Source organism: Aquisalimonas sp. (assembly GCF_007120195.1).
Classification (GTDB): domain Bacteria; phylum Pseudomonadota; class Gammaproteobacteria; order Nitrococcales; family Aquisalimonadaceae; genus Aquisalimonas.
The window spans coordinates 1-8,074 of record NZ_SKOG01000005.1 but is presented as its reverse complement, the minus strand read 5'-3'; the positions used below and the strand labels follow the sequence as shown (position 1 = coordinate 8,074).

At 60.7% G+C, this 8,074-nt stretch carries 12 protein-coding genes; 8 read left to right on the top strand and 4 right to left on the bottom strand.

What is annotated here, in order from left to right; genetic code table 11:
- The first annotated feature begins 711 nt into the window (after nucleotides 1-711).
- Entirely contained in the window at nucleotides 712-1,242 is a 531-nt protein-coding gene (locus QZT63_RS00665; protein WP_290647752.1) for a sigma-70 family RNA polymerase sigma factor, read from the top strand.
- Nucleotides 1,217-1,450 carry a NepR family anti-sigma factor gene (locus QZT63_RS00660; RefSeq protein ID WP_290647751.1) on the top strand — a complete coding sequence of 78 codons (234 nt, stop codon included), beginning with the start codon at nucleotides 1,217-1,219 and terminating at the stop codon, nucleotides 1,448-1,450. Before QZT63_RS00665 ends, QZT63_RS00660 begins: the two co-directional genes overlap by 26 nt.
- Here the strand turns inward: QZT63_RS00660 and QZT63_RS19890 are convergent.
- Complete coding sequence (locus QZT63_RS19890; RefSeq protein WP_366635430.1) at nucleotides 1,447-1,572, bottom strand: CocE/NonD family hydrolase C-terminal non-catalytic domain-containing protein; 126 nt, start codon at nucleotides 1,570-1,572, stop codon at nucleotides 1,447-1,449. The two genes, QZT63_RS00660 and QZT63_RS19890, sit on opposite strands and share 4 nt — an antisense overlap.
- A 397-nt stretch (nucleotides 1,573-1,969) precedes the next feature.
- On the opposite strand from QZT63_RS19890, the gene QZT63_RS00655 reads away from it, so the two are divergent.
- Complete coding sequence (locus QZT63_RS00655) at nucleotides 1,970-2,518, top strand: RNA polymerase sigma factor (protein ID WP_290647750.1); 549 nt, start codon at nucleotides 1,970-1,972, stop codon at nucleotides 2,516-2,518.
- Between the two features lie 4 nt (nucleotides 2,519-2,522).
- A complete protein-coding gene (locus tag QZT63_RS00650; RefSeq protein ID WP_290647749.1) occupies nucleotides 2,523-2,705 on the top strand; it encodes a NepR family anti-sigma factor in 183 nt (60 codons plus the stop codon).
- A 135-nt stretch (nucleotides 2,706-2,840) separates the two neighbouring features.
- Here the strand turns inward: QZT63_RS00650 and QZT63_RS00645 are convergent, their stop codons facing one another.
- Nucleotides 2,841-3,287, bottom strand: coding sequence for an SRPBCC family protein (locus QZT63_RS00645; protein WP_290647748.1), 447 nt, complete (start codon nucleotides 3,285-3,287; stop codon nucleotides 2,841-2,843).
- Nucleotides 3,280-3,597: a helix-turn-helix domain-containing protein gene (locus QZT63_RS00640; protein ID WP_290647747.1), complete on the bottom strand. Its 318-nt coding sequence runs from the start codon at nucleotides 3,595-3,597 to the stop codon at nucleotides 3,280-3,282. The genes QZT63_RS00645 and QZT63_RS00640 overlap by 8 nt, the downstream gene beginning before the upstream one ends.
- Nucleotides 3,598-4,015: 418 nt before the next feature.
- Here QZT63_RS00640 and QZT63_RS00635 point away from each other — a divergent pair, with 418 nt between their 5' ends.
- Together QZT63_RS00635 and QZT63_RS00630 are read left to right on the top strand one after the other, a co-directional pair.
- Complete coding sequence (locus QZT63_RS00635) at nucleotides 4,016-4,189, top strand: hypothetical protein (protein ID WP_290647746.1); 174 nt, start codon at nucleotides 4,016-4,018, stop codon at nucleotides 4,187-4,189.
- 551 nt (nucleotides 4,190-4,740) lie between these two features.
- Nucleotides 4,741-5,724 carry a TRAP transporter substrate-binding protein gene (locus tag QZT63_RS00630; protein WP_290647745.1) on the top strand — a complete coding sequence of 328 codons (984 nt, stop codon included), beginning with the start codon at nucleotides 4,741-4,743 and terminating at the stop codon, nucleotides 5,722-5,724.
- A 297-nt stretch (nucleotides 5,725-6,021) separates the two neighbouring features.
- Here the strand turns inward: QZT63_RS00630 and QZT63_RS00625 are convergent, their stop codons facing one another.
- Nucleotides 6,022-7,056: a pentapeptide repeat-containing protein gene (locus QZT63_RS00625; RefSeq protein WP_290647744.1), complete on the bottom strand. Its 1,035-nt coding sequence runs from the start codon at nucleotides 7,054-7,056 to the stop codon at nucleotides 6,022-6,024.
- A 215-nt stretch (nucleotides 7,057-7,271) separates the two neighbouring features.
- Here QZT63_RS00625 and QZT63_RS00620 point away from each other — a divergent pair, with 215 nt between their 5' ends.
- Both QZT63_RS00620 and QZT63_RS19885 read left to right on the top strand, forming a co-directional pair.
- Complete coding sequence (locus QZT63_RS00620) at nucleotides 7,272-7,766, top strand: hypothetical protein (RefSeq protein ID WP_290647743.1); 495 nt, start codon at nucleotides 7,272-7,274, stop codon at nucleotides 7,764-7,766.
- Between the two features lie 147 nt (nucleotides 7,767-7,913).
- Nucleotides 7,914-8,039 (top strand): Fic family protein, encoded by a 126-nt coding sequence (locus QZT63_RS19885; RefSeq protein WP_366635422.1) that lies wholly within the window; start codon nucleotides 7,914-7,916, stop codon nucleotides 8,037-8,039.
- The last annotated feature ends 35 nt before the right edge of the window (nucleotides 8,040-8,074 follow it).

Below are 8,074 nucleotides of genomic sequence, written 5' to 3'. Positions count from 1 at the left end.
CTCGACCATCGTGAGCACGGCGGGTCGACGTGGGCCGACGCGGGCGCGCCCGCCTGGTCCATTGCGTGGCCTGAGGCTGACAAGGGTGTGGGTTCATCGACTCGCTGACCGTGTGCTGATCCGGCAGGGTTTCCACCGCCCACTAATCCTGGTCGCCCTGGGAGGCACCGTCTGTGCGATAGCAGCCATATCAGGGGGCATCGTCAGGCCAAACCCTTGGCTGCAAACGGGTGGCCGCGTGACTAAGTGGACACCCGGCACAATCGCCTGTTCGAACTCCAGTGCGCGCGCTTTATGGTTAGTGCTGGCCACAATCCGTCGCCGAGAAGCGACGCGTGTGCCATGTCCGCACACCCCGACACCCTCCTTCGGGGTCACGAGGGAGGCGTAAGCCATTGGGATTGGGAAGATCCCGTGTATGGCATGTGTGATGCATCTTTCTAGCTAGACCGCGCGAAGGTGCACCTCGAAGACACCAGCAGGAGGAGAACAGATGACCGCCACTATGACCCTTCGCCACTCATGCTCACGGAGTTGACTGCCTTTGCGCTCGCCCGGGCGCTATAGCCCAGGCTTCGACCATGGCCGACGACACGTACAACAGCGCTGCAACCGAACAGGATGCCGCCGAAACACGGTTGTACGCCGCAGATAACTAACGAGGATGAGGACGAGTGCTCACGCACTCTTACACCTCATAGGGTGAATCCGATGGATGATATTCGTTTACGGTTACCGGAAGAAATTCCGCATTTGCGCCGTTATGCGAGGACCCTGGTTTCCAACCCCGACGAGGCGGATGATCTCGTGCAGGAGTGCCTGGAACGGGCGCTGAGCCGCGCGTCCCAATGGGATCCGAACAAGGGCATACGGTCCTGGCTCTTTGGTATCATGCACAACAACTTCGTGTCAGCCATAAGAAAGCGCAAGCGCCATAGCGAGCTTCAGCGTCGTTACCCGGAGGAAGACAGGATTTACGCCAACTACGAGCACCATTGCGAACTCGACAGGGTCCACCTTGCGGTGAACAAGCTTCCACCCGATCAGCGTGCTGTGCTCAATCTGGTTGCCGTCTCCGGGCTGTCTTACGAAGAGACCTCGGAAGTGCTGTCAATTCCAGTCGGCACCGTTCGCTCACGCCTCTCCCGTGCCCGTGAGGGGCTGAGGTCGCTCCTGTCAGCCACGCCGGCCGATGTCGAATCTGACAAGGAATATCATGATGGGCACAGGAGATCAGCTTGATCCCGGTCTACTGAGTGATTATGTGGCCGGGGAGCTAGATGCGCAGACCCTCCGGGACGTCGAGCGCTATCTCGCGGCAAGCCCGGCGGACCAGGAGCGTGTTCGCGTGTATCAGGCCCAATCTCGAATGCTGTATCGGGCCTATGCCTCAGTGCTGGACGAGCCGGTTCCCGCTCGGCTCCTTGATCTGCTGCGCGACCGCCATTAACCCAGCGCGAGGCCCATCCAGCTCCCGCCTGGCCCTAAGTCAGAGAGCCGCACCCACACCATCGCCCTGGGTTTATCCGCCGACACCGTGAAGTCGACAACCGGTGCGCCGAGTATCTCCACACATGTTAAATCGGGGGGCTACCGGCCACGGCCAGAAAGCCCGCTACGCATTGGCAGCGGCTGGTCCGATGGCCGGCACTATCAATGAATTGCGCGCTCTGGATTTCGCACAGTCGGTTGTGCCGGGTGGTCACTTGGTGACGCGCCCACCCGTTTGCAGCCATGGGTGTGGCGCGAAGGTGCACCCTGATATGGCGGCTGTCGCACAGACGGGGCGCACCTAGACGACCAGAATCAATGGACGGTAGAGCCCCTCGCGGCTTCGACCATGGCCGACGACACGTACAACAGCGCTGCAACCGGCAGGATGCTACCGAAACAAAGTTGTACGCCGCGGATGACTAAATTGGATGAGGACAAGTGGTAACGCACTCTTATTCCTCATAGGGTAAATCCGATGGATGATATTTGTTTACGGTTACCGGCAGAAATTCCGCATTTGCGCCGTTATGCGAGAACCCTTGTTGCCAACATCGACGAGGCGGATGATCTCGTTCAGGAGTGCCTGGAAAGGGCGCTGAGCCGCGCGTCCCAATGGGATCCGAACAAGGGGACTCGGCCCTGGCTCTTCAGTATCATGCACAACAACTTCGTGTCATCCATAAGAAAGCGCAAGCGCCAGAATGAGCTTCAGCATCGTTATCCGGTGGAAGACAGGAGTTACGGCAACTACGAACTCCATTACGAACTCGATAGGGTCCACCATGCGGTGAACAAGCTCCCACCCGATCAGCGTAATGTGATCATTCTGGTTGCCGTGACCGGGCTGTCTTACGAAGAGATCTCGGAGGCGCTGTCAATCCCGATCGGCACCGTGCGTTCACGCCTCTCCCGTGCCCGTGAGGGACTGAGGTCGCTTCTGTCAGCCACGCCGGTCTATATCGAATCTGATAAGGATTATCATGATGGACACAGGAGGTCGGCTGGATCCCGGTCTGCTAAGTGATTATGTGGCCGGGCAACTTGACAAGCGAACCCTCAGGGACGTCGAGCGCTATCTTGCGGCAAGCTCGGCGGACCGGGAGCGTGTTCGCGTGTACCAGGCCCAATCGCGAATGCTTTATCGAGCCTATGCGTCAGTGCTGGACGAGCCGGTTCCCGCTCGGCTGCGTGATCTGCTGCGTGACCATTAACACAGCGCGAGGCCCGTCCACGATGATCTTCCGTTGCGCGCGGGTGGGCAGGCCCGTTCAAGGCACGGCAGCGCATCCCGCGGCCTGAATCGGCACCAGCCCACAGTCACCGCTGCCCTGCGTCGGAACAGCGGCTCAGGAGACCTTGCGTCGCCACATTTCGGTGGCGCTTAAAGGTGTCCCAGTCTCCAGATAGCTCTTGAGGCTGGAGAGGATCGCCGGCCAACCCTGGCGCGCCGTGTCCTGCACAGGCAGTGGCTCGTGAGTTATTGTCAGGCGCACGCTGTCACCCATAGGGTGCAGCTCAAAGGTAACCGTGGACTCGACGTCCGTCGGCTGATCTGCGCAGTGCCAGGTATATGACAGGCGCCGCGGAGCATCATATTCCAGGAGCTTGCCGTGAAGTTCGATGTCGTTGGTGTCTTCGGCATACAGCCGAACGTCGGCGCCCTTGATCCACTCGCTTTCTATACGTCGCCCCGCCCAGTACCGTCGCGTGAATGCATCATCGGTCAGCGCCTGCCAAACCGTCTCCGGCGTGCTCTCGATATAGATGACATACACGAACTGTTGCTCAGCCATCACGGTTGTCCTCCAAAGCGCGTTTAAGATCGGCCAAGGCACGTAAGCGGTCGCGTTCGTATTTCCCGATCCAGCGGTCGTAGATGTCCTGAATCGGGACGGGATTGACGTAATGGAGCTTCTCCCGTCCCCGCCATTGACACACCACGAGATTGCCCGCCTCCAGCACCGCCAGGTGCTTGCTCACTGCCTGGCGCGACATTGCCATGCCCTCGCATAGCTGGGTCAGGGTCTGCCCATTGCTCGCGTGCAACCGATCAAGGATCGCGCGTCGGGAGGGGTCGGCTAGGGCTTTGAACACCTGATCCATACCTGAATTATGCAACCATATGGTTGCCTGTCAATGCAGTTCAGCACTCCCCGCTGCACGGGGTGGAGAACAGCAGGGCACGCGCGACGATGCGGCGCACGACGTCGGGCCCGCCGAACACCACGCTGATAGCAGACAGGATTGCAGTCCACACTGCGGGCCGTTGCCATTTCGCGACATGCCGCTCAGACCGCAAGGCATACGCGGAGCAGCCCGCCGATAGGACACGGGCTACGAAACGACACGGCAACTAGGGTCATTCTCGAGCTGTAGGTGCCGCTATTGGGCGACAGCGTCTTTCGGATCGCCAGCCGATCGAACCCCACCGCAGTGGACCAACTGGCGCGGGAGCTGATGCGGCTGCGCTGATTCCAGCATCGGCCCGACGATTAGCGCGAGGGGAGCCAGGTTGTCCCGGTTGGCCGCACCGAACCGATTTGTGGGGTTTGACCCCGACACCGAGGAGTTCACAAACCCCGTGGAGATCGACAGTGGCGGCGGTGTCGTGCGCCACATGACGTTCCATGAAGGCACCGGCAGCTTTTGGTTCGGCACCGACGAGAACACCATCGGTCGCGCCGAGGTACCGTGACGCCTGGTGCTGGCATGCTCGGTACAGCGCGTCTCCGCGAGCTCGGCCCTTCGAATCATCAACCATCGATACCGGCATGGGAATCGTGGAACGGACAGACGGATCGACCCGCGGCTTGGGCACCAACGCCGGCAGTCCTCGATTAAATCGAGCGGTGCGAACTGAATGTCACTGTGTGAGACCGCAAGGCCGCCTCCGCTGAGTTCACCTCGCAAACGCCCCAAGTGGGCCGTGGCCTGCCGGGAGCGTTCCGTTGGGTAAGTACCCTGAGTGGCCCGAGTCGCGGCCTTGTTCACACACATGAGGGCATCGCCGGACTCCCTTTCGGCTCAGCCGACCAATTTGGTCATCGGCTTGCCGGCGGCCAGCGCCAGCAGGTTGTCCACGGCATTGCCGAAATAGCGCTCGGCAGGCATCAAACGATTGTCAGCGGAGGACGCCCGGCCGACGGGCCTCATCTATACTGAGAGCCGACGGGTTGCTGATCGACAAGCAGGACAGAGCGCGCGACAGCGCGGGCATTGTCTCGCTGCGCGAACCGCGAGGTTGCCATGAACCGACTCAAGACACTGACCCTGGCCGTGGCCACCGCGGCCCTCGTCGTCACTTCGCTGTCTGCCCAGGCGCGCGACTTCCGCCTGGGGTTGATCACCCCTCCGGAGCACCTCTGGTCGCAGCAGGCCGAGGCCTTCGCCGCAGACCTGCACGAGCGCTCCGAGGGCACCCATAGCGTCACGGTCTACCCGGCGCAGGAGCTGGGTAACGAGGCGCAGATGGTCCGGGAGCTGCGCCTCGGCGAGTTGGACATGGCCTTCCTGACCGTCGCCGAGGTTTCCAACTGGATTTTCGATTTCGGCGCCTTCTATGCCCCCTACCTGGTGGATGACATCGACCATGCCGCCCGGCTGCTACGCTCCGAGACCGCCGCCGAGCTGCTCGAACTCATGCCGGTCGGGGCGGATCTGGTGGGGCTGGGCTACGGCATGGCGGGTATGCGCCAAGTGCTCAGCCGCCAGCCCATCGAAAGTGTCGACGACCTGCAGGGGTTGCGCGTGCGCATCACCCCCTTCGAGGCGAACTATGACTTCTATACCGCCATGGGGGCGGATCCGGAGCCGATGCCACTGCCCGAGGTCTACGGGGCACTGGCCGCCGAGCAGGTCGATGCCATCGACATGGACTTCGATTCCATCCTGACCCTCGGCTTCCACGAGCTGGCCGACAACCTGCTGATCTCCAACCACATGATGTTCCCCATGGTGGGTGTGGTCTCCCGCCAGGTGTGGCGCGACCTCGACGAAGCCGATCGCGAGTTGATCCGGACCACCATGGCAGAGCACCTCGACAAGGTAGTGACCGGTTTCCAGCAGATGCATGCCGATCAGGAGGCGGAGATCCGCGAGCTTGGTGTCAACATTACCGAGGCCGACGCGGCCTTCTTCGGCGAGGCCATCGAGCAGTGGGAGCGCACCTGGTCCCGGCAGGTGCCAAAGATCGAGGTGCTGCGCGAGGAAGCCGAGCGGCTGCGTGAGTAGGCAATTCGCCGACCCGGATTGCGCGCCATGCGCCGCGCCGATGTGCGGTGCTGCGCCTGCCCAATCCCGCCTGGCAGGGCACGCTGTCCGTGGCCTGGTCGAAGGTCCTGATCGCGCATGACCCCCGGCCCACCATCGCCGACGAGGCATCCTGAAAGCGGGCCCGTTCTGGCGGCTACCGATCTAGCGCCTGAGCATGCGGCGGGTACTTGATCGCCCAGCCGCCGCCGCGCTCCGCATACGCTCCGCCACGAGGGCCCCAAGTTCGCGTAGCCGCCCAGAGAACACAGCGCGCGTTCAAAACTCCCTCGGACAATCGCCCATGTCGACACGAGCTGTCTCGTCGAGCGTATCGAGCCGACTCAGCAACGCGCGGCGGCTATCAAGGTTCAATTTGTCGAGCACGGGCTGGAGAAGAAAGGATTCCACCGCGGCTAACTCGTCCGCATGTGGCTGCAGCAACCAGACGTATCGCCGAGGATCCATGCTCTCGAACGGCGATCTATCGGCATTCAGGACAGCGCCCAGCGTGAACTGCGCATCCTCGATATACCAGACGCATTCGTCGAACGTCACACCATCGAGCCGGGAACGCCTGAAATCGGCGTTTCTGATCGTGCCTCCCGGTCCGAATTTCGCGTTCGTGAGATTGGCGCCCTGAAAGTTCACGCTGTGCAGATCCGTCCCGTCGAACTCCGTATTTATGAGATGCGCCTGAGTCAGATCCGAGCCATAGAGGTTCGACCCATTGAACGTCGATCCACTCAGATTGTAGTTACTCAGATTGGAAATTCGCATGGTTCTCCCATCGAATTGAAATCCGGAAAGATCGATCTGAGAATTGGATATTATGGCGTCGATCGTATCCCGCGCCGCTTCGTGTAGCACTTCGCTTCTCGACTCGTAATGCTGAGAAATCTTAACCAGATATTCTAGGGCGGTATTTCGATACACTGATAATGCGGATATCTCCGTCGCTACTTTTTCTACGATCTCATCGCTGGGATCATACTCATCGATAACCTTTTGAAATATCGGTGTGATTTGTCCGATCTGTTGTATTTCCCGATCCTTTTCAGCTTCCTGGACCTGGTTCAAGCGCTGGGCATTGGCGATCTCCCGAGCGCTTTCGATATGGGAATCCGCTATTATCCTGGTGTTTCTGGCTTCGAATATGCTGATTATCGCCGTAACAAGCAGGCTGACGATAGTGATCGTGACGGGCATCAGATAAACATCTCGACGCTTGGTAAGCTGTCGTTCGCCGCCCCGCTCCCGAAGCTCCTCATGCATTGCACCGCGAATGGCGTTTCTAAGCGCTTCGTCATCCATAGCGGGAATCCTCGGCCGTCGACGATTCAACATCCCGCGCAGTCAGTCCGTGCCGCCAGAAAACCCCGGTTGGGGGCTTTTCGACATTTTCCAGCCAACGTACAGGTAGTATAGCCCGCTCTTCTTGGCCGGATAGCGTTCGTTCGCCGCGTTTGTCGGTCGGTCGTCGGCCCGAAGCCCCCGAACTGCCTCGCAAGGCGTCAACGAGGTGCGCCTTGCCGTGGGATGCCTCTTTTTGGGAATTCTGCGCGCGCTATTGCGCAGTGCGGTTCGGCGACGACTGGCATCTCTCGCCGGAGCAATCCCTGCCGCTTCACGCCGAACACGCCGTCATTCCGCAGCAGGTTGTCATCTATAGCCCGAAGGGCACGAACAACACGCTCGAGTTGCTCTTCGGCACATCGCTTTACGACCTGAGACAAAAGCAGATGCCGCCGGCCCTGGACCTTGCGACATGGGACGGGTTACGGCCCTTCAGGCCGAAAGCGGCGGTCGTCAAGGTACCGGGGGCATTCTTCAATCGTTATCCGGTGGAATCACAAGTCGTTCTGGGCCGCATCCGCGATGCCTCGGATGTGCTTGGACGCTTGCTTGATGGCGGTCACTCCGTTGTTGCCGGCCGTCTGGCTGGCGCGTTTCGCCGGATAGACCGTCCGGATGTGGCCGATGAGATTCCCGGCTTCAGGTGCTATGGGAGACATAGTTGCTGACGGTCTGATTGCCACTTCCGCGCTCGCCGGTTACCGCTACGATGCGGTTTGCCTGCGCGGATCATTACACGTCCCGCCGCGCCATGAAGCTGTGCGCGATGCCATGCCGACGCTGTTCGACTTGTTGGAACAGGAGGCGAGCCGTCCGTGCGCGCGGTGCTCGGTCATTGGCTGTTCGGCTCTATTCACCCCTACCCTGACGGCAACGGGCGCATGGGGCGATTCACCATGAACGCTATGCTCGCCTCCGGCGGCTATCCCTGGACCGTGTGATCCGAATCGAGGACCGGGACACCTATCTCGCGGCG

Bases quoted from the DNA above. Each gene is read 5' to 3' on its own strand.
- QZT63_RS00665 (WP_290647752.1), top strand. From the start codon at position 712: ATGGATGATATTCGTTTACGGTTACCGGAAGAAATTCCGCATTTGCGC.
- QZT63_RS00660 (WP_290647751.1), top strand. From the start codon at position 1,217: ATGATGGGCACAGGAGATCAGCTTGATCCCGGTCTACTGAGTGATTAT.
- QZT63_RS00655 (WP_290647750.1), top strand. From the start codon at position 1,970: ATGGATGATATTTGTTTACGGTTACCGGCAGAAATTCCGCATTTGCGC.
- QZT63_RS00645 (WP_290647748.1), bottom strand. From the start codon at position 3,287: ATGGCTGAGCAACAGTTCGTGTATGTCATCTATATCGAGAGCACGCCG.
- QZT63_RS00640 (WP_290647747.1), bottom strand. From the start codon at position 3,597: ATGGATCAGGTGTTCAAAGCCCTAGCCGACCCCTCCCGACGCGCGATC.
- QZT63_RS00630 (WP_290647745.1), top strand. From the start codon at position 4,741: ATGAACCGACTCAAGACACTGACCCTGGCCGTGGCCACCGCGGCCCTC.
- QZT63_RS00625 (WP_290647744.1), bottom strand. From the start codon at position 7,056: ATGGATGACGAAGCGCTTAGAAACGCCATTCGCGGTGCAATGCATGAG.